26 protein-coding genes, 2 tRNA genes and 1 other RNA gene are annotated in these 24,038 nt (G+C 66.6%); 16 read left to right on the top strand and 13 right to left on the bottom strand.

The features are described from left to right. Positions 1-93 precede the first annotated feature (93 nt). Entirely contained in the window at positions 94-798 is a 705-nt protein-coding gene (locus ACTJI4_RS12885; protein WP_440869548.1) for a PP2C family protein-serine/threonine phosphatase, read from the bottom strand. 170 nt (positions 799-968) lie between these two features. Between ACTJI4_RS12885 and ACTJI4_RS12880 the strand changes: the two genes are divergently transcribed. Further along, positions 969-1,059 (top strand) — tRNA-Ser (locus tag ACTJI4_RS12880). Positions 1,060-1,297: 238 nt separating this feature from the next. Then, positions 1,298-1,702 (top strand): DUF6165 family protein, encoded by a 405-nt coding sequence (locus ACTJI4_RS12875; RefSeq protein ID WP_392915060.1) that lies wholly within the window; start codon positions 1,298-1,300, stop codon positions 1,700-1,702. Here ACTJI4_RS12875 and ACTJI4_RS12870 read toward each other — a convergent pair. Continuing rightward, positions 1,684-2,736, bottom strand: a complete 1,053-nt coding sequence (locus tag ACTJI4_RS12870; RefSeq protein WP_392915062.1) for a glycosyltransferase family 9 protein — start codon at positions 2,734-2,736, stop codon at positions 1,684-1,686. The genes ACTJI4_RS12875 and ACTJI4_RS12870 overlap by 19 nt on opposite strands. A 21-nt stretch (positions 2,737-2,757) precedes the next feature. Here ACTJI4_RS12870 and ACTJI4_RS12865 point away from each other — a divergent pair, with 21 nt between their 5' ends. After that, positions 2,758-3,507 carry a 3-deoxy-D-manno-octulosonic acid kinase gene (locus ACTJI4_RS12865; RefSeq protein WP_392915065.1) on the top strand — a complete coding sequence of 250 codons (750 nt, stop codon included), beginning with the start codon at positions 2,758-2,760 and terminating at the stop codon, positions 3,505-3,507. Next, the gene (locus tag ACTJI4_RS12860) at positions 3,507-4,262 is read left to right on the top strand and encodes an MBL fold metallo-hydrolase (RefSeq protein ID WP_392915068.1); all 756 of its coding nucleotides are present in this window, start codon (positions 3,507-3,509) and stop codon (positions 4,260-4,262) included. The genes ACTJI4_RS12865 and ACTJI4_RS12860 overlap by 1 nt, the downstream gene beginning before the upstream one ends. 37 nt (positions 4,263-4,299) lie before the next feature. Here the strand turns inward: ACTJI4_RS12860 and ffs are convergent. Then, an RNA gene (gene ffs / locus ACTJI4_RS12855) (signal recognition particle sRNA small type) lies at positions 4,300-4,396 on the bottom strand. 280 nt (positions 4,397-4,676) lie between these two features. On the opposite strand from ffs, the gene ACTJI4_RS12850 reads away from it, so the two are divergent. Further along, the gene (locus tag ACTJI4_RS12850; RefSeq protein ID WP_339446036.1) at positions 4,677-4,994 is read left to right on the top strand and encodes a DMT family transporter; all 318 of its coding nucleotides are present in this window, start codon (positions 4,677-4,679) and stop codon (positions 4,992-4,994) included. A gap of 227 nt (positions 4,995-5,221) precedes the next feature. Here the strand turns inward: ACTJI4_RS12850 and ACTJI4_RS12845 are convergent, their stop codons facing one another. The 5 genes from ACTJI4_RS12845 to ACTJI4_RS12825 all read right to left on the bottom strand — a co-directional run bounded on the left by ACTJI4_RS12845 (position 5,222) and on the right by ACTJI4_RS12825 (position 8,195). Further along, on the bottom strand, positions 5,222-5,857 hold the full coding sequence (locus ACTJI4_RS12845) for a cation transporter (RefSeq protein WP_440869547.1): 636 nt from the start codon (positions 5,855-5,857) through the stop codon (positions 5,222-5,224). Positions 5,858-5,922: 65 nt separating this feature from the next. Further along, on the bottom strand, positions 5,923-6,651 hold the full coding sequence (locus ACTJI4_RS12840) for a DUF3307 domain-containing protein (RefSeq protein WP_440869546.1): 729 nt from the start codon (positions 6,649-6,651) through the stop codon (positions 5,923-5,925). Positions 6,652-6,779: 128 nt separating this feature from the next. Beyond that, a complete protein-coding gene (locus ACTJI4_RS12835) occupies positions 6,780-7,466 on the bottom strand; it encodes a hypothetical protein (RefSeq protein WP_440869545.1) in 687 nt (228 codons plus the stop codon). A gap of 1 nt (position 7,467) precedes the next feature. Then, complete coding sequence (locus tag ACTJI4_RS12830; RefSeq protein ID WP_440869544.1) at positions 7,468-7,842, bottom strand: hypothetical protein; 375 nt, start codon at positions 7,840-7,842, stop codon at positions 7,468-7,470. Positions 7,843-8,102: 260 nt separating this feature from the next. Beyond that, a tRNA-Ser gene (locus ACTJI4_RS12825) sits at positions 8,103-8,195 on the bottom strand. A gap of 133 nt (positions 8,196-8,328) precedes the next feature. Between ACTJI4_RS12825 and dnaX the strand changes: the two genes are divergently transcribed. From dnaX to ACTJI4_RS12805, 4 genes are read left to right on the top strand one after another with little or no spacing between them, the layout of a single operon-like run. Further along, positions 8,329-10,200 (top strand): DNA polymerase III subunit gamma/tau, encoded by a 1,872-nt coding sequence (gene dnaX / locus ACTJI4_RS12820; protein WP_440869543.1) that lies wholly within the window; start codon positions 8,329-8,331, stop codon positions 10,198-10,200. A gap of 6 nt (positions 10,201-10,206) precedes the next feature. Next, positions 10,207-10,527, top strand: a complete 321-nt coding sequence (locus tag ACTJI4_RS12815) for a YbaB/EbfC family nucleoid-associated protein (protein ID WP_145478448.1) — start codon at positions 10,207-10,209, stop codon at positions 10,525-10,527. A 2-nt stretch (positions 10,528-10,529) separates the two neighbouring features. Next, positions 10,530-11,126: a recombination mediator RecR gene (recR, locus tag ACTJI4_RS12810; RefSeq protein ID WP_392915177.1), complete on the top strand. Its 597-nt coding sequence runs from the start codon at positions 10,530-10,532 to the stop codon at positions 11,124-11,126. Between the two features lie 48 nt (positions 11,127-11,174). Then, complete coding sequence (locus ACTJI4_RS12805; RefSeq protein ID WP_392915180.1) at positions 11,175-11,534, top strand: histidine triad nucleotide-binding protein; 360 nt, start codon at positions 11,175-11,177, stop codon at positions 11,532-11,534. Positions 11,535-11,579: 45 nt separating this feature from the next. On the opposite strand, the gene ACTJI4_RS12800 is transcribed toward ACTJI4_RS12805, so the two are convergent. The 4 genes from ACTJI4_RS12800 to ACTJI4_RS12785 are packed head-to-tail and all read right to left on the bottom strand — an operon-like array spanning position 11,580 to position 15,950. Continuing rightward, positions 11,580-12,104 carry a Slp family lipoprotein gene (locus ACTJI4_RS12800; RefSeq protein ID WP_440869542.1) on the bottom strand — a complete coding sequence of 175 codons (525 nt, stop codon included), beginning with the start codon at positions 12,102-12,104 and terminating at the stop codon, positions 11,580-11,582. After that, complete coding sequence (locus tag ACTJI4_RS12795) at positions 12,101-14,047, bottom strand: transglutaminase TgpA family protein (RefSeq protein ID WP_392915186.1); 1,947 nt, start codon at positions 14,045-14,047, stop codon at positions 12,101-12,103. Before ACTJI4_RS12795 ends, ACTJI4_RS12800 begins: the two co-directional genes overlap by 4 nt. After that, complete coding sequence (locus ACTJI4_RS12790; RefSeq protein ID WP_392915189.1) at positions 14,040-14,954, bottom strand: DUF58 domain-containing protein; 915 nt, start codon at positions 14,952-14,954, stop codon at positions 14,040-14,042. The genes ACTJI4_RS12795 and ACTJI4_RS12790 overlap by 8 nt, the downstream gene beginning before the upstream one ends. Before the next feature lie 42 nt (positions 14,955-14,996). Beyond that, complete coding sequence (locus tag ACTJI4_RS12785; RefSeq protein WP_392915192.1) at positions 14,997-15,950, bottom strand: AAA family ATPase; 954 nt, start codon at positions 15,948-15,950, stop codon at positions 14,997-14,999. A 40-nt stretch (positions 15,951-15,990) separates the two neighbouring features. On the opposite strand from ACTJI4_RS12785, the gene ACTJI4_RS12780 reads away from it, so the two are divergent. Next, positions 15,991-17,832: a glycosyltransferase family 39 protein gene (locus ACTJI4_RS12780; protein ID WP_440869541.1), complete on the top strand. Its 1,842-nt coding sequence runs from the start codon at positions 15,991-15,993 to the stop codon at positions 17,830-17,832. 34 nt (positions 17,833-17,866) lie between these two features. Next, positions 17,867-19,567 carry a hypothetical protein gene (locus ACTJI4_RS12775; protein ID WP_440869540.1) on the top strand — a complete coding sequence of 567 codons (1,701 nt, stop codon included), beginning with the start codon at positions 17,867-17,869 and terminating at the stop codon, positions 19,565-19,567. 4 nt (positions 19,568-19,571) lie between these two features. Here ACTJI4_RS12775 and ACTJI4_RS12770 read toward each other — a convergent pair whose 3' ends face one another. Then, positions 19,572-20,144 (bottom strand): Maf family protein, encoded by a 573-nt coding sequence (locus ACTJI4_RS12770; protein WP_440869539.1) that lies wholly within the window; start codon positions 20,142-20,144, stop codon positions 19,572-19,574. Between the two features lie 102 nt (positions 20,145-20,246). Between ACTJI4_RS12770 and ACTJI4_RS12765 the strand changes: the two genes are divergently transcribed. The 5 genes from ACTJI4_RS12765 (at position 20,247) to fabD (ending at position 24,038) form a co-directional block, all read left to right on the top strand. Continuing rightward, entirely contained in the window at positions 20,247-20,756 is a 510-nt protein-coding gene (locus ACTJI4_RS12765) for a YceD family protein (RefSeq protein ID WP_392915203.1), read from the top strand. A 109-nt stretch (positions 20,757-20,865) separates the two neighbouring features. Beyond that, positions 20,866-21,063 (top strand): 50S ribosomal protein L32, encoded by a 198-nt coding sequence (gene rpmF / locus ACTJI4_RS12760; protein WP_068849629.1) that lies wholly within the window; start codon positions 20,866-20,868, stop codon positions 21,061-21,063. A 65-nt stretch (positions 21,064-21,128) separates the two neighbouring features. Then, the gene (locus ACTJI4_RS12755) at positions 21,129-22,106 is read left to right on the top strand and encodes a beta-ketoacyl-ACP synthase III (protein WP_392915208.1); all 978 of its coding nucleotides are present in this window, start codon (positions 21,129-21,131) and stop codon (positions 22,104-22,106) included. 63 nt (positions 22,107-22,169) lie between these two features. Then, positions 22,170-22,952: a serine/threonine protein phosphatase gene (locus ACTJI4_RS12750; RefSeq protein WP_392915211.1), complete on the top strand. Its 783-nt coding sequence runs from the start codon at positions 22,170-22,172 to the stop codon at positions 22,950-22,952. Between the two features lie 141 nt (positions 22,953-23,093). After that, positions 23,094-24,038: an ACP S-malonyltransferase gene (fabD, locus tag ACTJI4_RS12745; RefSeq protein ID WP_392915214.1), complete on the top strand. Its 945-nt coding sequence runs from the start codon at positions 23,094-23,096 to the stop codon at positions 24,036-24,038.

Below are 24,038 nucleotides of genomic sequence, written 5' to 3'. Positions count from 1 at the left end.
CGGTCGTGATCTACCATCCGGACACGACCGTCCCCCGGATGCGATTCGTCCCATGACCGGTAGGTCACGACCGTTGGTCGTGACCCGGTTGAATCAATGGCAGCGGACCAGAATCACCGTGATGTTGTCCGAACCGCCGCCATCCAGCGCTGCGGCCACCAGCGTATCCACGCATTCCTGCGCGCTGGCGTCGTCGTAGGCCAGGGTGCGGGCGATGCCGGTGTCTTCCACTTCCTCGGTCAGCCCGTCGCTGCACAGCAGCAGCTGCATGCCCGGGCGCAGCTCGCCGGCGGTGGTGGCCACATTCAGGTGCGCGGGATCGGTCACTCCCAGCGCCTGGGTCACCACGTTGCGGTGCGGGTGCGCGCGCGCTTCTTCGGCCGTGAGGTTGCCCTGCGCCACCATTTCCTGCACCACGCTGTGGTCCTGGCTGAGCTGTGCCAGTTTGCCGTCGCGCCACAGATAGGCACGGCTGTCGCCGACCCAGGCCACTTCATAGCGGTTGCCATGGACCCGTGCGGCCACCACGGTGGTGCCCATCGGCAGGCTGTCATTGCGGCGGCGCGACGTGCGGATGATTTCCTCATCGGCCACCCGGATCGCGTGCGCCAGCGTGGCGCCCTGGCGGATCTCGCGCACGATGGTTTCACGCGCCAGCGCGCTGGCCACCTCGCCACAGGCGTGCCCGCCCATGCCATCGGCCACCAGCCACAATGCCAGCTCTCCGTCCCCGTAGTAGGTGTCCTCATTGAGGTCACGGCGCAGGCCAGGGTGGGTCAGGTGTCCGAATTCGATCATGGAGGTGCGCAGGCCAGGAGTGTATTGCCGAGGGATAACGGCATGATCGCGGCCCTGCGGACATCCGGCAAGGCATCGATACAGAAGAAATTCATCGGGAGCGCCGGAATGGCTTGCCGTCGGCGGCTCCTGACCGTATTATTCGCTCCCCGGTTCGCCGGGAACCATCTGGAGAGGTGGCAGAGCGGTTGAATGTACCTGACTCGAAATCAGGCAGGCGTTTATAGCGCCTCGGGGGTTCGAATCCCCCCCTCTCCGCCAGACACGCAAAAAAGGCCACCCATTGGGTGGCCTTTTTTGCGTGCCTGACGGAGAGGGGGGGATTGCAACGGCGCGTAGCGCCGTTGCCCCCGCGATGCTTCCTCTCCCCGCCCCTGTCGGGGCAGCCCCTCAACAGAGGGGCTTGTTACGGCGTTGGGGTGTGCGAACGGTGGCTGCGCGGACGCTGCGCTCGCCCTGTGTTCGTTAAACTGGGGCCATTCAAAACGGAACATCTCCCATGACCGCTGAAATTTCTGTTCCTGTGTCCTTTGGTGAGTTGCTGGACAAGATCTCGATCCTGCAGATCAAGTCCGAGCGGATCAGCGATCCGGCCAAGCTGGCCAACATCCGGGCCGAGCTGAGTGCGCTGGAGAAGACGTGGATGGCGCATCCGGCCGGCGGCACGGACATCGCCAAGCTGCGCGTGGAGCTCAAGGACATCAACGAGCAGCTCTGGGATATCGAGGACAACATCCGCCTCAAGGATCAGGCCGCCGAGTTCGATGATGCGTTCGTCGCCCTGGCGCGCAGCGTGTACCAGAAGAACGACACCCGCGCCCGGATCAAGAAGGACATCAACCTGGCGCTCGGCTCGGTCTACGTCGAAGAGAAGTCCTACAAGGATTACAGCGGGCGCGGCTGATCGGCCACGTAGCGTTCGAAGGCGGCAATGCCGTCTTCGACCGTGATCAGCTGCATCACATCGTCGAACTCGACCTTGGTGCCCCACTTGAGTTCGCTGGCCGGTTTGCCCAGGAACTTCCGCGCCGCGTCGTCATAGCGGTCCACGCAGTAGCGGCGATCGGAATAGGGGCCGCTGCGGTGCGGGTTGCTGGCCGCATGCAGGCCCAGCACCTTGGTGCCCATCGCGTTGGCAATGTGCATCGGGCCCGAATCCGGGGTCATCACCAATGCAGCGCGGGCCAACAGGGGCGGCAGCTGCTTGAGCGTGTCTTTCCCCACCAGGTCCAGCGCCGGGGCACTCAGCTGGGCCTGGATGGCGTCGGCCATGCCACGTTCCAGTTCGCTGCGGCCGCCGCACAGCACCACCCGCCAGCCGCGCGCCACCGCATGGTTGGCCACCGCAGCGTAGCGATCGGCATACCAGTTGCGACGCACGTGGCTGGAACAGGGCGAGATCATCAGCACCGGCCGGCCATCGTCCTGCCATTGCGCCTGCGCCCATTCCACTGCCGCCGGCGGTATCGCCAGGTCCCAGCTGACCCCGGTCTGGCGGATGCCCAGTGGTTCGCAGAAGCTGCCGATCGCATCGAGCACGTGGATGCCGGGGCGGTCGGGGATGCGTTCGTTGATGAAAAGACCGTGCAGGTCCTTGGAGCGCGCCTTGTCATAGCCGATCCGGCGCACCGCCGGGACGAATGCCGACAGCACGTTGGCGCGGAAGGCCACCTGCATCTGCAGCAGCGCCTCGAAGCGCCCCGGCGGCAGCGACGCGCGCAGGGCGCGCATGCCGGCCAGCCCGGTCTTCTTGTCGTAGGCATGGAACACCACGCCCGGCAGGCCGTCCAGCAGCTTGTGCCCGGCCTTGTCGATGATCCAATGCAGTTCGGTCCCCGGCCGTGCCTGCTGCAGGGTGCGCACCAGCGGCACCACATGGGTGACGTCGCCCAGCGCGGACAAACGCAAAAGACACAAGGAAGAGGACGCTGATGCCATGGTGTTGTTAGACTCGAAGGAATGGTCGCATTCGACGCCACTGAAGCGCTGACGCCCTGCCGCGATGGACGCGGCATGGGTGCCATTCTGTTCGACCGCGAACGGCTGCGGCAAGCCGAGATCAGCCTGTTCTCACCGGCACACTGGGGCGACCGGGCGCGCCCGGTCGGCGATGGTGGCCGCGGCGGGGCCTGGTTCGTGGATGCGCCGTTCGGCCATTGCGTGCTGCGCCAGTACCTGCGCGGCGGCATGGCAGCCAAGCTCAGCCATGACCAGTACCTGTGGCGGGGCGCCAACCGCACCCGCAGCTTCGCCGAGTTCCGCTTGATGCGCGCGCTGCGCGCGCTGAAGCTGCCGGTGCCGCGCCCGATCGCCGCGTTCTACATGCGTGAGGGCATGCGCTACCGTGCTGCCATCCTGATGGAGCGCCTGGAAGGCGTGCGTTCGCTGGCCGACCGCGCCCTGGTGGCGGGGCGGGGCGCGCCCTGGGAGGAAACCGGCCGGCTGATCGCGCGCTTCCACCGCGCCGGGCTGGATCATGCCGATCTCAACGCCCACAACATCCTGTTCGATGCCAACGGCCACGGCTGGTTGATCGATTTCGACCGCGGCGTGCAGCGCATCCCGGCCACCGCCTGGCGCGAGCGCAACCTCAAGCGGCTGCACCGGTCGCTGGTGAAGCTGCGCGGCGAGCGCAGCCACGACGAGGTCGAGAAGGACTTCGCACGGCTGCGCCGGGCCTACGACCTGGCCTGGAACCGGGGCTACTGATGGACTGGGCACTGCGCTTCATGGGGGTCGGCAACGCGTCGGCCGTGCAGCTGGGTTCGCCGATGGCGGTGATCGAGCGCGGCGGCCAGCCGTGGCTGACCATCGACTGCGGTGGCGAGGGCCTCACCGCCTTCCTGGCCCAGTACGGGCGCATGCCCGATGCGCTGTTCGTGACCCATGTGCACCTGGATCACGTGGCCGGCTTCGAGCGTCTGTTCGTGGACGCCTACTTCTCGCCGCAGCGGCGCGGCCGCATCCGGCTGTATGTACCCGCCACGGTGGTGCCGCTGCTGCACCGGCGCGTGGCCGATTACCCCAACGTTCTGGCCGAAGGTGGCGCCAACTTCTGGGATGCCTTCCAGCTGATCGTGGTGGGCGAGGCGTTCTGGCATGACGGCGTGCGCCTGGAAGTATTCCCGGTGCGCCATCACTGGCCCGAAACCGCCTACGGCCTGCGCCTGCAGGGCGCGCTGGTGTGGAGCGGCGACACCCGCCCGATTCCGGAAATGCTGGCGCGCTACGCGGCCGACGACGAACTGATCGCGCACGACTGCGGCCTGCATGGCAACCCATCGCATACCGGCGTGGACGATCTCGAACGCGAGTACAGCGCGGAACTGCAGGCGCGGATGGTGCTCTATCACTACGCGAGCGACGCCGACGGTGCAGCGCTGCGCCAGCGTGGGCATCGCGTGGCGGTGCCGGGCGAATGCGTGGCACTGGCCGAGCCAACGGCCCCCAGGCCCGCGGCCTGATATCCAGACAGGGAATGGGCCGCCCAAACGGGTGACGGCCCCGCCGGCCGACCTCGGCGCCCGCGTCGATCGATACCGTTGCTGCCTTCCGGCCCTGGCGGGATTTTCGACCTAGCGTCGCGAGGGGCCGACGGGGCCGCCATAGAGACGTGTGCAGGCAGGACAAGGTCCCGCAGTGCAGCCACGTATTCTATCCCAACCGCCGCCAGCAACGCCAGCCACCCGATGCCCGCCCCACGCGTAGCCACACGCCACGCGCGTCCGACGGATAGCTGAATCCCATGTAGCCCCCAACGTCCAACTCACGCCGCCCCGACCCCCAGCGGCTAGAATGCCCGCACATCTGGAGGAACGGCCTCCCCCGCATCGGGCATCAAACGACCAGGACGGCCTGGCCCCATCAAAGGAGGCCTCATGGCCTGGATCTATCTACTGGCAGCCGGTGTACTGGAAATCGTCTGGGCGTTTGCGATGAAGCAGTCCGACGGTTTCAGCAAGCTCACCCCCTCCATCATCACCATTGCCGGCATGATCGCCAGCTTCTGGCTGCTGGCGTTGGCCATGCGCACGCTGCCGCTGGGCACCGCTTACACGATCTGGACCGGCATCGGTGCGGTCGGTGCGTTCGTGATCGGCATCGTGTTCCTCGGCGAGCAGGTCAGCGCGATGCGCATTGCCGCGGCGGTGCTGATCGTGAGCGGGCTGGTGCTGATGAAGGTGTCGAGCGCGTAAGCGCGAAAGCCTGCTTCGTTCGGTGGTCATGCCCTACCGGGGCGTTGACCACCGTCGGCGGCGGTGCTCTTCCGCATCCTGCGGCCGCACCACTTGTGCATCCATGCACGGCGTCGATAGGGATGCGACCCTACCAATCACGTCGCCACGAGCAAACGGAACGCCACTTGGTAGAGTTGGTTCCCAAACAACTGCCGACCCTGCTGATCAGCACTTGGACGCATGACCTACGCCGAAGAACTGCTCCCCTGAACCCGCATCTCCCGCCACGCCGAACGCAACACCCGCAGCGCTGAGCGCAGGAACATAACCAGCAATGCCGCTGCGATCAGCAGATCCGGCCAACCCGCGCCGAACGCCCACACCGCCAGCGCGGCCAGCAACACCGCCACACCCTCGAAAATATCATTGCGCGAGCATTCCCACGCTGAGGCCATGTTGACGTCGCCGTTGCGGAACGGATTCAGCAGCCACAGGCATACGCCATTGGCCGCCAGGTTCAGCGCACCGGCAATGCCCATGCCTTCAAACAGCGGCACGGCCGGGTGGGTGAGCCGCCAGCCGATCTGCACGGCTACGGCAATGGCCGCGCCAAGAATCAGCAGCCCCTTCAACAACGCCACCCGCGCCTTGGCCTGCATCGACGCGCCGACCACGACCAGGCTGATCGCATAGGTCAGCGCATCGCCGAGGTTGTCCAGGCTGCCGGAAAGCAGGGAAGAGGAATGGCTCCACCAGGCAGCGGCCGCCATCATTACAAAGGTGGCGAGGTTGATCGCCAGCACGACGCGCAGGACCCGGCGCTGCTTCGCCTGGAGGGCGGCAACGTCGACGATTTTTCCGCAGCCGCAGCAGTCGGGCATGGGCGATGGGCATCGGAACGTGAACCCCATTGTAGAGCCATGTCGCCACACTCCTGGCTCGAACGCTACGACCAGTGGGCCAAGGCGGCCTTAGCAACTACGCCGCAGAGGATGGCCCAGCCAAAGCTGAGTAATGTGCCGATGATCACGTACTCCGAATGTGCTCGAGCACTCTGATCGGAAAATCGCAATACTGATTTCGCGGCAAGCATCAGGCCTATCCCCTCGGGTTGCCCAATCAGCATGAAAAGCAGCGTCAATCCGCGCTCCAACCAGCCAATGTACTCGCCACCCCCGGGCAAGCCTAGGTCATCGGATGTCGTGCTGGATGTACAAGTACGTTTCGGCTCGAACTGTTTGAGCAGCTTGGCTGTCACCACTCCTCCCATGCCCACGCTCGCAATGGTTGCAGATGCCAGGATCATGACCTGAAAGGCGGCCAGCTGCGCGGGGGCGCTCATGGTTCCTAGCCATCCGTCTGCGACAGTTTTTGGTAGCCAGACTGACAGGCCGGCGATGACGAGGAGATGGACGATCTGGTCCAATGCGAATGGCTTTATTCCGTCATCTAAATGATGCGTCTTGATGTAGTCCATTGCGGCATGGCTCAAGGCTACTGCCATCAGCACACGTGGATCGTAAGTTCCGGCGAGCAATGCTGTGGCAATCGTCACGATTGCTACATGCAGTAGGAGATAGAACGGGTTTTTCTTCTTGGAAAGAAGCGCTTTGGATTGCAGCGGGAAGTCTGCGAGAAGGTGTGCCGTGACCAGGGCGAGGAATGTTTCCAGCATTTGTCTTCTCGCTTGGATGCCCCCGTAGTGCAGGGCTGTGCAGGAGTGAGCACTGTGCCAGGTGAGATACAACGAAATATCGCGGTATCAGTCAGTACATCAAAATTCAGTTGTTTTTTCAAAAACAACTAAATTAGGTTGTTTGTTTTGTCGTGCAGCGACTCATCTATGCTTTTTTCAACCAGTTCAAGGACTTCGAGCAGCGCATAGAGGCCGGCGTCTCGATACACGCGGCTCACAGATTGCTGGGGCTTGTTCAGGTTCTTGGCCGCTTCGATCTGAGAGGGCGCATCTGGCGAAAGAAGTGAAATAGCTACCTCGGCTTGGCCCCGTGTCCATCGGGAAGCAATGAAGTCGCAGACGGTCACTTGGGCGGGTAGCCAGGGCATTCTCGAAAGACGCCCCGAGGCTGCCAGCAGCATTCCCTTGCGCTTCCCCATCTCTTCCAAGGCATGCCCGGAGCGGATGAATGCTTCGCCGGTTGACAGAGAAACTGCTCGATCATGGAGCACTTCAAACGCTCCCAACCCAATTGCAATGCGTGTCTGAGCGTTCAAGTCCGAAGCGGCAAGATGGGCCTTGAGCCAGATTGCCATTCTTAGAAAGTGGCAGGGGTTCCCAACCGCCAGTTGCCAAGCATCGCCCCGATAGAATTCCGGGCCGGCGAGGCCGGATCGGGACCAGCTGCTCGCTTTTCGCGTTGCATGGGTCAACAAATGCCTTACGTCGCTGAGAACGCCAGCATCCATGCGCGTGGAATTGACGATGTCGCCAGTCAGCACCGCTATCACGGTTCCATCGGAAATGGCGGGCATGCTAGACCTTCTGCTTCAACACTTGCTGCTCGCAGAGCAGCGATTGCCTATGGTTCCCGGGGCGGGGATGGCCCGGAGCGAAGAATGGAGCCTGGCCGACCTCGCGCTCCATTCGGCCATCGAATCGATTGATTCGCGCACTGGATACCAAGGCGCCGGAGCGTGATCTGAATTCCAGCGCATAGGAATACTTCGTGACGTGCAGACTGCCGCGGGGCGTTCCCTCGCCATTTGCCCAGATCACCTCGCTTGAACCTGTATCAACGATCAGAATCATGGGACGTTGCGAGTCACCCTCGTGCGCACACGCCATCTGCGTGCGATGCGGAGGCGTGAAATCAAGCTCTGAACGCGCGCACCCTGCGACGAGCAGCATGGAACTCGCGATCCAGGCAGCAAAGGTCAGGTGGGCAATGGGTCGAGTCATTGGGAGGATACTAACCTGCCGCCGATCTTAGAAGCGGTTCCGGGTCACCGTCGCCAACGCGTCGCCCAGACGCATGGCAATGGAAGGGGGAGATACCTGTCGGCACCGACCCCATCGAGTCTCCCGCGTCCCGTCCGGTGCTTCTCGTCCCCGATCGCCGCCAGGCAAACGCAAAAGGCCGCCCCTGGGGGCGGCCTTTTGCGTTTGTCTGGCGGAGAGAGGGGGATTCGAACCCCCGAAGCGCGGTTTAGACGCTTACACACTTTCCAGGCGTGCTCCTTCAACCACTCGGACACCTCTCCGGACCTGCTGCATTGACGCTGCAGGGGCGCAGATTCTAGCCGGGGAATGCGATTGGCACAAGCGGCGCGATCACCCGGCTGAGGGGCTGGACAGGCGTGGCACAATGGACGTCCCGATGAAGACGGTGGCCTGATGTCCTATCTCGTCCTTGCCCGCAAGTGGCGTCCCAAGCGTTTTGCCGAGCTGGTAGGCCAGGAACACGTGGTCCGTGCGCTCAGCAATGCGCTGGACAGCGGCCGGGTGCACCACGCATTCCTGTTTACCGGTACCCGAGGGGTCGGCAAGACCACCATCGCGCGCATTTTTGCCAAGTCGCTCAATTGCGAACAGGGCACCAGCGCCGATCCCTGCGGCCAGTGCCCGGCCTGCCTGGATATCGATTCCGGGCGCTATATCGACCTGCTGGAGATCGATGCCGCGTCCAACACCGGCGTGGATGATGTCCGCGAGGTGATCGAGAACGCCCAGTACATGCCCTCGCGCGGCAAGTACAAGGTCTACCTGATCGACGAAGTGCACATGCTGTCCAAGGCGGCGTTCAATGCGCTGCTGAAGACGCTGGAAGAACCGCCGGAACACGTGAAGTTCCTGCTGGCCACCACGGACCCGCAGAAGCTGCCGGTCACGGTGTTGTCGCGCTGCCTGCAGTTCAACCTCAAGCGGCTGGACGAGGACCAGATCCAGGGCCAGATGACCCGGATCCTGGCCGCCGAGGAGATCGAATCCGACCCGACCGCGATCGTGCAGCTGGCCAAGGCCGCCGACGGCAGCCTGCGTGATGGCCTGTCGCTGCTCGACCAGGCCATCGCCTATGCCGGTGGCGCGCTGCGCGAAGATGTGGTGCGCACCATGCTGGGCACCGTGGATCGCACCCAGGTGGCGGCCATGCTGGAGGCCCTGGCTGACGGCGATGGCGTGCGCCTGCTGCAGGTGGTGGCCGCGCTGGCCGAATTCTCGCCGGACTGGAGCGGCGTGCTGGAAGCGCTGGCCGAAGCCCTGCACCGCATCCAGGTGCAGCAGCTGGTGCCCGGCGCCCAGGCCGACGGCGAGGGCATCGACGCCGCCGCCTTCGCCCAGCGCCTGCGCCCGGAAGTGGTGCAGCTCTGGTACCAGATGGCACTCAGTGGCCGCCGCGACCTGCATCTGGCGCCCAGCCCGCGCGCCGGCTTTGAAATGGCCGTGCTGCGCATGCTGGCGTTCCGCCCGGCCGCTGCGGTACCGCCGGTGCCGCGTGACCCGGGCACCGGTACCGAAGTGGGCAGCGGTTCGCGCGGTGCCGAGCACGGTGGCATGGCCGCCGCGCCGGCGGCCGTGCCCGTGACGGCTTCGGCGCCGGTGGCCCCTGCGGCGCCCGTGGTCGCCCCGGCCGCGCCGAAACCGACACCTGCGCCGGTAGCGGAACCTGCCGACGACGATCTGCCGCCGTGGCACCAGGCCGGCAGCGACCACCGCGACGAAGCCCTGGCCGTGGAACTGGCCAGCCCGGACGCCGCCATGGCCGCGCCGTGGGAAGCACCGCCGGCTCGTCCTGTGGTGCCTGCCGCGCCGTCGCCGCGCCCGCAGGGCATCGCCATCAGCCCTTTGCCCGCGCCCGTCCATTCCGGCCCGGTCGCGCTGGCGTCGGCCGAAACCTGGCTGGAACTGGTTGCCCAGAGCCCGCTGAATGGTCCGTCGCGCCAGCTCGCCGCGCATGCGGCCTTCATCGGATTCCAGCACGGCGTCTTGAAACTGGCCGTATCGCCCGGATTTGAGTACCTGTGCTCGGACCGTTCGCTGGCGGCCCTGACCGAGGCCCTGTCCGGCCCGCTCGGGATGACCCCGAAGATCGTGATCGAACATGGCAACGCCGAGGCCGAAACGCTGCACCAGCGTTCCGACCGCCAGCGTGGCGAGCGACAGCAGGCGGCCGAAGCCGCCTTCATGGCCGACCCGTCGGTGCAGCTGCTCATCCAGCAGCATGGCGCGCGGGTCGTGACCGATTCCATCCGTCCTTTTGATGAGTGATACGACATGCGCGGCAACATCGCCCAACTGATGCAGCAGGCCCAGAAGATGCAGGAAAACCTGCAGAAGGCCCAGGAAGAACTCGCCAAGCTGGAAGTCACCGGCAGCGCCGGCGGCGGCATGGTCAGCGTGACCCTGACCGGCGCCAAGGAGTGCCGCAAGGTGCGCATCGATCCGTCGATCCTGTCCGATGCGGAAATGACCGAAGACCTGGTGGCAGCCGCCTTCAATGATGCCTCCAACAAGATCGATGCCGAATCGAAGAACCGCATGGGCTCGGCCACGGCCGGCATGCAGCTGCCGCCTGGCATGAAGCTGCCGTTCTAAGCGTGAGCCTGCCCCTGCTCGAACAGCTGATCGAAGCCTTCCGGGTGTTGCCCGGGGTCGGTCAGAAGACCGCCCAGCGCATGGCGTACCACGTGCTGGAGCGCGAGCGTGAGGGCGGGAAAAAGCTGGCCGAGGTGATGGCCAGGGCGATCGAACGCATCGGCCATTGCGCGCAGTGCCGCGATTTCAGTGAAACCGAGATCTGCGCGGTATGCGCCAATGGCAGCCGCGAGCGCCAGCAGCTGTGTGCGGTGGAATCACCGGCCGACCGGCTGGCCATCGAAACCGCCACGGGTTTCCGCGGCGTGTACTTCGTGCTGCAGGGGCGGCTGTCGCCGCTGGACGGCGTCGGCCCGCGCGAGCTCGGCCTGGACCAGCTGGAGGCACGGCTGGGGCAGGGCGAGGTGCAGGAGCTGATCATCGCAACCAGCGCCACCGTGGAAGGCGAGGCCACCGCGCATTACCTGGCGCAGCTCGCACGTGCGCACAAGGTGCGGCCCAGCCGCCTGGCGCAGGGCCTGCCGCTGGGCGGCGAGCTGGAATATGTGGATCGCGGCACGCTGTCACACGCGTTCGGTACCCGTACCGAAGCAACCTAACCGGTAGCGCCGGCGGTTGGCCGGTCTACCCAGACATCAGGTGATGCAATGACCCAGGACACCCTGTTCGGAAAGATCATCCGCCGCGAAATTCCGGCCACCATCGTCTACGAAGATGACGAGGTGCTGGCGTTCAAGGACATCGCGCCGCAGGCGCCGGTGCACGTGCTGTTCATTCCCAAGAACGAAGCCATTCCCACGCTCGATGACGTGCAGCCTTCCCAGGCCCACCTGATCGGGAAGCTGGCGTTGGCGGCCGCCGGATACGCACGGCGCGAGGGCTTCGCGCAGGATGGCTACCGCATCGTCATGAACTGCCGCGAGCATGCCGGGCAGACCGTGTTCCATATCCACCTGCACCTGCTGGCCGGCGCGCCGCTGGGACATTTCGGAACGCCTGCGGGATGAGCCAAAAAAAACCGCCCGGAAGGGCGGTTTTTTTCAGTGCTGGAGTTACCACCAACCCCAACCGCGGTAGCCCCAGCCGGGACCCCAACCCGGGCCCCACGGGCCATAGGGGTAGACCGGCACGACATCCACCTGGCGCTGTTCCGGCCACAGGTAGATCACGTCGGCCTCCAGCTTGGGCAGGCGGTAGTCGTAATCGCCGATGCGGGTGTTCTCGTAGCCGGCGATCTTGCCGATGAAGGTCACGTCGCGGCCTTCCTCGAACACGGCCGGGTCGTAGAAGCCGGCACGGCAGGCCACGAAGCGGCCATCGCTGGCGTCATTGGAGCTGGTGTTCGGGCGGCCGCTGGCGTTGAGCGGTCGCGACAGCAGCTGGAAGCAGGTCTGGCCCTGGCCGGGGGTGGTTTCGATGATGCGGCCGCCCCAGCGCACCGGCGTGCCCACCTGCTGGGTGGCGACCGAATCGCGTGGGCTGACCACGCTGAACTGGCCCTGCAACGGTTTGGGCGCCGTGGCACAGGCGGCCAGCGCCAGCGACGCGGCAAGGGGAAGCAGGATCTTGACGTTCATGAGGTTGCTCCGGTGGACGGGCGATGCCTGTGCAGGTCGCGCACGAGTGAAGGGTCGAGCTCAGCGCCAGCGTAGCGCGCGTGAACGAAACGCTGGCTGAGCGGAATCAACGCCGGGTCAGGGCGTAGTCGGTGCACGCGCTGCGCCCAGTCCATGGCGGTTTCCGCAGGTTCCCGGGCCAGGCCATGCCGCGCGTAGCGCCGCCCCAGCCGGTGCCAGGCCCGCAGCAGGGGATCGCGCTCGCGCTCCCCTCGGGCCAGCAGCCATGCCATCCAGCCTAGCGCGACGCCTGCGAAGGCAATGAAAACAGCCACCAGCTGTGCCGGCTCCAGCGCGTCGATCCCCAGCGGGCGCAGCAGCTGCCGCTGGCGGTTGGCATCGAACGACAGCACCAGGTCGTTCCAGCCCCGGCGCAGGAAATCGCCTACCTGGCCCAACTGCAGCCAGCGGCTTTCCAGCGCGGTGCCTGCGCCGGCACCAAGACGGTCTTCCAGAGTGTCGTAAATACGCTCTGGCGCGACGGCCGCGGTGGGGTCCACCCGAACCCAGCCGCGCTGTGGCAGCCACACTTCGGCCCAGGCGTGCGCATCCATGCGCCGCACTACGTAGTAGTCACCGTAGGGATTGCGCTGGCCGCCGGCAAATCCGGTGACTACACGCGCGGGAATGCCGGCGTTGCGCATGAGCACCACGAACGACGAACTGAAGTGCTGGCAGTAGCCGGCCTGCTGGTCGAACAGGAACTCATCCACGCTGTTCCGGCCCGGTGCCGGAGTGGACAGCGTGTAGGCAAAGCGCGAACGGATCCAGTCAAGCGCCCGCGCCACGATCGCCGCATCGTTGCCGCCCGCCTCCTGCCGCCACTGCTGGCCCAGTGCCGCCGTACGCGGATTGAGGTCGGGTGGCAGCTGCAGCGCCAACTGGCGCTGGAACGCGCTGAGCGGTTCGGTGTAGGCCGCTGCCGGGGCCGATTGCAGGCGCCACCGGGTCAGCGCCGACAGGCTGCGATCGCTGCGCAGGCTGTAGGTGCCATCCAGCGTGGTACCGGCCGGTGCCTGCAGCGGCAGGTCCAGCGCCACCAGCTGGCGGCGGTCGGTGGGCTCGTAGTCGATCTGATAGTCCCAGCGTGCCGCGCCGCGGGCCACCGGCGGTGGCGGGCGTCGCTCGCTGTAGGGGTCGCGGTCCCAGCGCCGGCCATCGAAGCGGGTCATCACCGGGCCGCGCCAGTAGCGCTGCTCGGGCGGTGGCGCCGCGCCGACGAAGCTCACCCGCAGCGCGGTCGCATCGTCGGCCATCAGGTCCAGCCACTCTGACGGTTCCATGTGGTCGGACAGGCCGGGCTTGCCCACCGCGCGGTCCGGCAGCCCCCATAGCGGTTCGCTCAGGCGCGGGAACAGCCAGAACCCAGCCAGCGCCAACGGCAGGCCCATCGCTACCAGCTTGCCCACGCCGCGCAGCTGTTCAGCCAGGGTCGCGCCGGCGGCATGCCCTTCGGCGCGCGCCAGGCCCTGCAATGTGAGCAGCGTGGCCATGGCGGCGAGCACCGCCAATCCCATCGTCAGCGGTCCCTGGTCGAGCAGAAATGCCGAGAACGGGGCAAACAGTGCAAACCCCAGCAGGCTGCGCGCATCGCGCAGGCTACGCAGCTCGCTGGATTTCAGTGCCAGCATCGCTCCCAGAAGTGCACACCCCGTATCGCGCCCCGGGCGGGCACCCATCTGCCAGTAGATGGCGGCCAGCATGCCCAGCACCAGCAGCACGCGGACCGGGCCGGGCAGCACCCGATGCCCGGACACCAGCGCGGTAAGCACCGCCGCCAGTGCGAATACGCTGGCCAGCAGCGGCGGGAGTTGCAGCAGCAGCGGCACCAGCGCCAGCGCCGCGCTGGCCAGGGTCCAGCGGCGGGCGGCGGGAGACAGCAGCGAGGCGGAAGATTCAGCCATGCGGCATCAGCGCCAGGGCGCGTTGGCAAAGGTGGTGGTGGCTGCTGCCCTGGCCGGGGCCCAACACCGGTTGGCCGGGAAGCTGCAGTGTGTAACGGCGACCTTCGCGTTCGGCAAGGTCGACCCAGCGTGCCAGCCGCGAGATCTTCACTTCCAGCGGCAGTGATCCCATCTGCCGCCAGTCGAGCAGGATGTCCACTCCCACCGGCTTTTCGTACTCCCGTACCAGCAGCGTGTCGCGGCGTGCGGAGTGCTTCCAGGAAATGCTTCGCTGCGGGTCGCCCGGTCGATACGGGCGCAGCTGGTGCAGCTCATCCCCGCTTGCGTGCACGCGGGTGTGCAGCGGGTCGCCATCGCCTTCGGGCAGTGGCGGTGGCTGCTGCTCGGGTGCGGCGTAGACCAGCAACGGCGTATCGGGCCACACCCACGACCATGCGCGCACCAGCCCAAGGGGTTGCGTGGTGGCAATGCGGATGCGCTCCACGTCCATCCAGCCGCGACGCCCGGTGGGCAGGGAAAGGTCTACTTCGATCTGATCGGTATCCACCAGATGCCCGTATCCGCGGCTGTCGCCCAGCGCCAGCTCCAGCCCCCGACGCACGCGCGCATCGGCACGCGACAGGTTGATGCGCAGGCGAAGCGTGGCGCCGGCCACCACCGGTTCGGCCGACACCGCATCGACCTGCAGGCCCGACAGCTGCAGGTGCGCGCTGAGCGTGCTGGCGATGGCCACCGTGGCCAGCAGCAGCGCCAGCAGCAGCGCGGGATTGTTGTTGTAGTTGAGCGCACCCAGCAGCATCGCGACCAGCAACAGCGCGACGAACAGGCCAAAGCGGGTAGGCAGCACATAGATGCGGCGGCGGTCCAGCCGGCGCGGCAGGCGCTCCGGCTGCCGGGGCCGGGCCATCAGCACCAGCCTGCGCCAGCGATCTCCCCAGCCGCTGCGCACTCAGTCCACCGGTACGGTCTGAAGGATGGCGCGGGCCAGCGCCGGTCCGCTGCTGGCTTCGGCTTCGGGCACCAGACGATGCCCGGCCACCGCAATGAACAGGGTCTGCACGTCTTCGGGCACCACATGGCCGCGGCCCAGCAGCAGCGCATGCGCCTTGGCTGCGCGCAGCAGCGCCAGGCCGGCACGCGGCGACAGGCCCACCCGCACACCGGTGTGCTGGCGGCTGCGCGCCAACAGCGCCTGTACGTACTGGATCAGGGCCTCGCTGGCATGTACCTGGCTGACGGCGTCGCGCAGTGCGCGTACCTGGTTGTCATCCAGGCAGGCGGTGGCCTGTGCGATCAGGTGGCGGCGGTCGGTGCCCCGCAGCAGCTCGCGCTCGGATTCGGGGTTGGGGTAACCGAGTGCAAGCCGCAGCAGGAAGCGGTCGAGCTGGGAGTCGGGCAGGGGGAACGTGCCCGAAAGGTCCACCGGGTTCTGGGTGGCGATCACGAAGAACGGATCCGGCAGCGGATGGGTCACGCCATCGAGCGTCACCTGTTGCTCGGCCATCGCTTCGAGCAGCGCGCTCTGCGTGCGTGGCGGTGCGCGGTTGATTTCATCGGCCAGCAGCACATGCGTGAAGACCGGGCCTGGATGGAACTGGAACTGGCGGCTGGTGGCCTCGTAAACGGAGACACCGAGCACATCGGCGGGCAGCAGGTCGGAGGTGAACTGCACGCGCTGGAAGCCCAGGCCCAGGCTTGATGCCAGCGCGTGGGCCAGCGTGGTCTTGCCCAGCCCGGGCAGATCCTCGATCAGCAGGTGCCCACCGGAGAGCAGCGCGACGAATGCCAGGCGGACTTCATGGGCCTTGCCCAGCACCAGCCCATTGACCTGATCCTGCGCGCTGCGCAGGGACTGTCGCAGTTCTTCGGGTAGCATGGCGGGCACGCGGGGCGAAGTATCCATGTTCGTCTCGTGTCGATGATTCCTTCGATTCTATAGAGCAATGCAGGGCGAACAACGCGCACGCACGATTTTTTTGCTGTTATGGACGCTCATCACGGCCGTCAAGCTCGTGGTGGCCGCGCGTCTGCCCCTGTTCGTGGACGAAGCGTTCTATTGGCAGGAAGGCCAGCACCTGGCCGCCGCCTATTCCGATCTGCCCGGGCTGACCGCCTGGCTGGCACGCCTGGGCGTGGAGCTGGGCGGCAACCACGTACTTGCGCTGCGCCTGCCGTTCCTTGCCATCGGGGCGATGTTGCCGTGGCTGGTGTCACGCATCGCCACCCGCTGGTTTGGAGCGGTAGCGGGCTGGCAGGCCGGCAGCCTGACCGTGTTGATGCCACTGTCGGCCACCCTGGGCATGCTGGCCGTGCCCGATGTGCCGATGGCGCTGGCGGCGGTGCTGTGCCTGGATGCTGGTGCGCGCCTGCTGCGCAATGTCGATGCGGCCGCTGCGGTCAAGCTGGCGTTGGGACTGGTGATCGGTGCGTTGAGCCATTACCGCTTCATCGGCGTGATCGTGGTCGGTTTCATCGCGCTGCTGCTGCTGCCGCAGGGGCGGCGCACCCTGCGTGATCCGCGCGTATGGGTGGCACTGGCGGTGGGCGTGATGGCCTGGCTGCCGCTGCTGGCATGGAATGCCGACAACCAGGATGCCGGCCTGAAGTTCCAGGTGGTCGAACGGCATCCGTGGGCATTCCAGTGGAGTGGCCTGTGGTTTCTGGTGATCCAGCCCATGCTGGTCACCCCGATCCTGTGCGTTGCGATGTGGAAGGTGGCCCTGGCCGGCACCCGGTCCGGCGGAGGTGCGCGCGCCCAGTGGCGCTACTTCGGCCTGGTCGGTGCGGTGTCCACGCTGGCGATCTTCGCGCTGGGCTTTTTCACCGACGTGGAGCGCATCAGCTTCCATTGGCCGCTGCCCGGCTATCTGGCGCTGCTGGTGGCGGTGCCCGTGGTGCTCAATGGCTGGCCACGCTGGCTGCGCCGCACCGGCTGGTGGCTGGCCGGGGCAGGACTGGCGCTGGCGTTCCTGTATTACCTGATGGCCTCCAGTCCCGGGCTTCGCGAGCAGCTGGCCGGCGACAAGTACTACCCGCGCAACTTCGCCGGCTGGGCGCCGTTGGCCGATGAGGTGCGCGCCGAACTGGCGGGCATGCCGCCGGGTACGCGGGTGCTGGCCGGCAACTTCAAGGTTGGGGCCGAACTTGGCTTCCAGCTGCGTGATCCGCGTATCGAAGTTCTGCGCCACCCACTCAACGACAAGCACGGTCGCACTGCGCAGCTGGGACTGTGGGGCCTGCTGCACGATGGCAGGCGTGATGCGCCGATGCTGCTGGTGCTCTCGCCCAGTGACCAGCGCTACCGCGACCTGCTGGAGCGCTACCATGACATCTGCGCGCAGGTGGGCCCGTTGCCGCCGCCGCGCGTGGTCAGCCAGGACCACGGCTACCAGCGCTTCCTGCTGTTCAAGCTGCCTGCACAGCGCATCGATGGCCCTTGCGTGACCCCTGCCATGGCGTGGTTGGATGCCCCCCTGCAGGATGAGAAGGTCGCCGGGCGCATGGAAGTGCGCGGGTGGGCGTTCAAGGACGGCGTGGGGTTGTCGCGCGTGGAACTGTTGATTGATGGCAAGCGCGTGGGCGATGCGGTGTACCGCCGCGCGTATGACATCACGGCCGCGTGGAAGATCTCCACCGATCCGCAGCACCCGCGCGTGGCCTTCGATGCCACGCTCGACACGCGCCGGCTCGCGCCGGGAAAACACTGGCTGGGCATGACGCTGTACGGAAACGATGGCAGCGTGGAGCAGTGGCAGGAACAGTCCTTCATCGTCCCCGCGCGCTGATCGCGCCGGCATTTTTTCACGGAAGAAAAATTCCATGCGCGACGCGTTGCCTGCTGCTGCCTTTTCCGCCGTTGCCGTACCTGCCACCACCGCACCGCGCGATCTTTCACCATTGACCCGCCTGTTGTGGTGCGCCGCGTTCGCGGTCACGGCCGTGGGCCTGGTGGCCATGGCATGGCTTGCCCCACGCGTGCTGTATGCCGACCCGTGGCGATTTACCCAGAGCCTGCTGGAGCTGCCCTGGCCACGCAACGTGCTCGCCTCGGACAATGGCCACCGCGAAATCCTGCCCAACCTGGTGCGTTACGCCGAACTGGTGTGGCTGCACGGCAACCAGTGGCTGCAGATCATCACCGGCATGTTGCTGGCGTTGCTGTCACTTGCAGGCATGGCGTACATCCTGCGTCGCGACGCGGCTGCGCCGGTGGTGCGTGCAGCGGGGGTGCTGACAGGTGCGTTGTCGCTGTTCTGGGTGGGTGGCCAGCGCGTGCTCACCCACGCCAATGAAACCGTGCATGCCTACCTGATCACCGCGCTGTTGATCGCGGGCGTCGCGGCGCTGCTGCGTGGCAGCTGGCGTGGCGCTGCGGTGGCGGCGCTGTGCGGGATGGCTGCCACGTTCTCCTTTGGCAGTGGCGTGGCGGTATTCGTCGGCTTTGCCGCGGTGCTGGGCGTGCGCCGCGCGCCGTGGCAGCACTGGGGGGTCCTGGTTACCGGCGCCGCGCTGGCGGTGGGTGTGCACCTGGGCATGGGCAACACCGGCATGCGCAGTGACATGGTACTTGCGCCGCTGCCACAGCTCGACCTGGTGCTGCGTTGGCTGGCGTCGCCTTTCATTTACGCGGCGTGGCCGCTGCTGGATCCGGCCATCGCACAGCAGCTCCCGGTGGCACCGCTGCGCGCCGCTGCGGTGGGCGTGGCCCGCGGGTATCACGCGGTGTTCGGCCCGGTGATGGGCGCGCGCTGGCCGCACCTGCTGCTGGGTGTCGCCGGGGTCGCCGCTCTGCTGGCAATGAGCTGGCGTAGTGGACGGCGCGGTCGCGCCGCGAGCGCCGGTGAAGTATTGGCGTTGGCTTTGGCCTGGTTCGGGCTGGCCGTGGGCGCGTTGATCGCGCTGGGCCGGATGGGCTACTTCGTCGACTATCCCGACCAGCTCTCCGCGCCGCGTTACGTGCTGTGGTCGTGGCTGTTCTGGTGCGGGCTGGTGCTGTGGTCGGTGGTCCGGGTCGGGCCACGCCGCCCGCGCCGCGTCGCCGGCGTGGCCCTGCTGCTGGCCTTGGCATTGCTGCCCAGTACCGTCTGGATGGGCATGCTGGGGTTGGGCATGCAGCGCGTGGCGACCGCCACCGCCACCGCCGTGGCGGCCGGCGTGGTGGACCCGGCCCAGGTCCATGGCGAAACCGTGGTGGGTGAAATGCTGTCCGCACTGCCGGTAGTGCAGGCGCAGCGCATCTCGATGTTCGCCTGGCCGGAAACCCGCTACCTGCAGGGCGAGCGGGCCGGCCTGGCCGGCACTGGCGTTGCCATGGGCGGCGTTGCACTTGTACCGGTCGAGAATGCACTGGGAGGGGTGGCCTGGCGCATCGACTTCGATGCCGACAGCAGCGCCAGGCGGCTGGTCCTGCAGTGTGGGCAGCGCCCGGTCGGGCTGGCGCTGGCTGAAGCCGGACGCTGGACGGGCTGGGCCACCGGCCCGGTGGACGCGGCCTGTCTGAGCGCCCTGCAGCTGCGCTGAGGGCTCAGGGCAAGGTGTAACCGGCCTGGCGCAGCAGATCGCTGAGGGTGATCAGCGGCAGCCCGATCAGAGCGGTCGGGTCGCGGTTGTCGATCGCCTCGAACAGCGTGATGCCCAGTCCCTCGCATTTGAAGCTGCCGGCGCAGTCGAGCGGCTGCTCGGCCGCCACGTAGCGGGCAATTTCGTCCGCGCCAAGCGCCCGGAACCGGACTTCGGTCAGGTCGCAGGCCTCCAGCACCCGGTCGTCGCAGATCAGGCAGATCGCGGTATGGAAGGCCACCGTCTGCCCGGACATTGCCGCCAGCTGCGCATGTGCCCCCGACACATCGCCGGGCTTGCCCAGCGGGTTCCCGTTCAGGTCTGCGACCTGGTCCGAGCCGATTACCCAGCGCCCCGGGTGACGGGCCGCCACGTCAGCGGCCTTGGCCTGCGCCAGGCGGACGGCCAGCGCGCGTGGCGCTTCGCCCGGAAACGGGGACTCGTCCACGTCCGGTCGCGCGGTCTCCAGTGGCAGGCCCAGCCGTTCCAGCAGTTCACGACGGTAGCGGGACGTGGAGGCCAGCAGCAGGGGAAGCATGCGACAATACCGGGGTGACAGGGGTGGGCGGCACTCTACCGCAGGCCCGCGCGTCGCGGGGAATTGACAACGGCCAATGGCATCCTTAACATTCAGCGGCTTATGTCCGCGAACGTGCCCGAATTGCTGGATGCCTGGCGGATGGTCGCAGCACGAAGGTGCTTCGACGGTCAGGTAGAACTGGCAGAAATGACCCGCCTGCAGGGCCTTGTTGCCGATACCGAGGGAAAGTGCACGTTTGCGCTTGAATTCGGCCACGACGACATCCTGCGGGTATCCTATGTGGATCTGACCATCGATACCGAGCTGCCGCTGATCTGTCAGCGCAGCCTGCAGCGCTTCCTGCTGCCGGTGTCGGTCAAGCAGCGGCTCGGCCTGATCCGCAGCGAAGACGAAGAGTCCTCGCTGCCGGAAGAGTACGAGGCGATGCTGGTGCCCGAAGACGGCAGCCTGCGTCCGCTGGATCTGGTCGAGGACGAACTGGTCCTGGCCGTGCCGGTGGTGCCGCTGTCGCCCGACGGTGAAGCGGTTGACCGGGACTGGGCACCGACCGAAGAAGAACAGAGCAAGGCCAATCCGTTCGCGGCATTGGCGGCGCTGAAGAAACAATAGCAGCCGGATTGTCGTCGGCGGCTGCGGCGAAAGCGAAGACTGTGCTGGGCGCTGGCGTCCTGCGCGACGATACGACGAAGCAAAAACGAACCGAGTTTGGAGCAATCCCATGGCTGTGCAGAAATCCCGTGTTACCCCGTCCCGCCGCGGCCAGCGCCGTTCGCATGACGCCCTGAGCGCCAAGCAGCTGTCCACCGACCCGACCACCGGCGAAGTGCATCTGCGTCACCACATCACTGCTGACGGCTTCTACCGCGGCAAGAAGGTGATCACGACCAAGTCGAACTCGGCCGTCGAAGAAGATTGATTCGTGAGGGCCGCTGCCCGGTCGGGCAGCGGCCTTTACCCCTTTCTTCCGTTACAGGAAATGCAATGAGCAAGCGGATCTACTCGAGGATCGCGGGCACTGGCAGTTACTTGCCCGAAAAAGTGTTGACCAACCAGGATCTGGAGAAAATGGTCGACACCAGCGATGAGTGGATCCAGACGCGCACCGGTATCCGCGAGCGGCACATCGCCGCCGAAACGGAGACCACCAGCGACCTCGGCTACCACGCCGCGGTACGTGCGTTGGAAGCAGCCGGTATCGATGCTTCCCAGCTCGACATGATCGTGGTGGGCACCACCACCCCCGATCTGATCTTCCCGTCCACCGCGTGCCTGATCCAGGCCAAGCTCGGTGCGACCGGCTGCCCTGCCTTTGACGTCAACGCCGCCTGTTCGGGCTTTGTGTTCGCGCTGGGCGTGGCCGACAAATTCATCCGTTCCGGTGATGCCCGCCATGTGCTGGTCATCGGTGCGGAAACCCTGACCCGTATCGTCGACTGGAACGACCGCACCACGTGCGTGCTGTTCGGTGATGGCGCGGGCGCGGTGGTGCTCAAGGCCGATGAAGACACCGGCATCCTGAGCACCCACCTGCATTCGGATGGCAGCAAGAAAGAACTGCTGTGGAACCCGGTGGGCGTCTCGGCCGGCTTCGGCGAGGGCGAGCAGGCCCGCGGCGCGATCCTGATGAAGGGCAACGACGTGTTCAAGTACGCCGTCAAGGCGCTGGACTCGGTCGTGGACGAAACCCTCGATGCCAACGGCCTGACCAAGGCCGACCTGGACTTCCTGATCCCGCACCAGGCCAACCTGCGCATCATCGAAGCCACCGCAAAGCGGCTGGACATGTCGATGGACCAGGTCGTGGTGACCGTGGACAAGCACGGCAACACCTCCTCTGCGTCGGTGCCGATGGCGCTGGACGTGGCGGTGCGCTCGGGCAAGGTCCAGCGCGGCCAGCTGCTGCTGCTGGAAGCCTTCGGTGGCGGCTTCACCTGGGGTTCGGCGCTGCTGCGTTATTGATATGTTAATCGGTTCATACGAGACGGCCCCGATGGGGCCGTTTTGCATTTGTGGAGGTGTGTCATGGTTGAACCCATCGTCATCGAGGGCCAGCGCGCCTGGCTGAAACAGTACGGCGAGAGCAGCCGCGCGGTCGCGCTGGGCCTGCTCGACTTCGTGGCCCACCGCTTCCAGCTGGACGCCCTGCGCCCACCGCCGCACCGCGGCGGCGACGCCGCCCGCAAGACCGAAGCGCGGCGACTGGCCGAACTGCAGGCTCAGGGGGTGAATGTGCCGCACGTAATCGGCAGTGGTCATGCCTCGCTGGTCCTCGGCGACAACGGCCGCTCCTTCAACACCTGTCTGCGCCAGGCCGACGATGCCGGCCGCGACGCGCTGGTGTCGGCGGCCATGCAGGCCATCGTGGCTGCCCACGCCAAGGGTGCCTATTTCGGCCAGCCGCTGCCGCGCAACCTGACCTGGGATGGCCAGGCCATCGGCTTCATCGATTTCGAGGAAGATCCGCTGGAAGTGATGGACCTGGCCCAGGCCCAGGCCCGCGACTGGCTGATGTTCGGCTATGGCGTGGCCAAGTACTACGAACACCGCCCTGCGCAGCTGCAGGCGCTGATGGCCGCGGCCATGGACGGCGAAGATGCCCCGGTGCTGGCGCATGCGCACGCGGTCTCGGGCCGGTTGCAGCGGTTGGCCCGCTACAGCATGAAGATGGGGCGGTCGGCGCGCGCGCTGGCACATGCCATCGTGATCGTGCATGGGGCCACCACGCTGGGCATGTTGATGCTGGTGGCGATCTGCTTCGACTTCTTCAGCGATGGTGATCTGGATATTCTGCAGCTCTTCGTTTGAGTGCCGTGCCGACCAACGGTCGGCACCTGCCGGCGGGGTGCGGTTGGCGTTCCGGCCGGGCGGTCAATACGCGCCAGTACAGACGAAGCGCAGTATTCCCCCTTATCATTCGCCGTTCGATTTTTGCAGGCGGAACTCCGCGTGACCGATTCCAATCTCGCTTTCGTGTTCCCGGGCCAGGGCTCGCAGTCGCTGGGCATGCTGGCTGAACTGGCTGAACTGCACCCGCAGGTGCGTGAAGCGTTCACCGAAGCCTCCGATGGTGCCGGCGTGGACCTCTGGGCGCTGTCGCAGGGCGGCCCGGAAGAGATGCTCAACCGCACCGAATACACCCAGCCGGCGCTGCTGGCCGCCAGCATTGGCGTGTGGCGCGCATGGCAGGCCGTGGGCGGTGCGCAGCCGGCCGTGCTGGCCGGCCACAGCCTGGGCGAGTACACCGCCCTGGTAGCCGCCGGCGCCTTGTCGCTGCGGGACGGTGCGCACCTGGTGCGCCTGCGCGGCCAGCTGATGCAGGACGCCGCGCCGACCGGCGTGGGCGCCATGGCCGCCGTGCTCGGCGCCGAAGATGCCCTCGTCAAGGAGGTCTGCGAACAGGCCTCCGGCAGCCAGGTGGTGGTGCCCGCCAATTACAACTCGCCCGGCCAGATCGTCATCGGCGGCGACGCCGCCGCCGTCGACCGCGCCCTGGCGCTGCTCGCCGAAAAGGGCGTGCGCAAGGCGGTGAAGCTGGCCGTCAGCGTGCCCTCGCACACTCCGCTCATGCGCGAAGCGGCCAACCGCCTGGCTGAAACCATGGCCGGCCTGGACTGGCGCGTGCCGACACTGCCGGTGGTACAGAACGTTGATGCCAAGGTCCACGACGGTATCGATGCCATCCGCACCGCCCTGGTCCAGCAGTTGTACCTGCCGGTGCAGTGGACCGGCTGCGTCGAGGCCCTGGCCGCGCGCGGCGTGACCTGCGTGGCCGAATGCGGCCCCGGCAAGGTGCTGACGGGATTGATCAAGCGCATCGACAAGAGCCTGGATGCGCGCACACTGTCCACGCCCGCCGACTTCGAGACGGCCCGCGAGACCTGGGCCGCCTGA

This window comes from Stenotrophomonas sp. 22385, from assembly GCF_052045085.1.
In the GTDB taxonomy this organism is placed as follows: Bacteria; Pseudomonadota; Gammaproteobacteria; order Xanthomonadales; family Xanthomonadaceae; genus Stenotrophomonas.
Note: the sequence above shows the minus strand (reverse complement) of the source record. Positions and strands in the feature narration are given on the sequence as shown.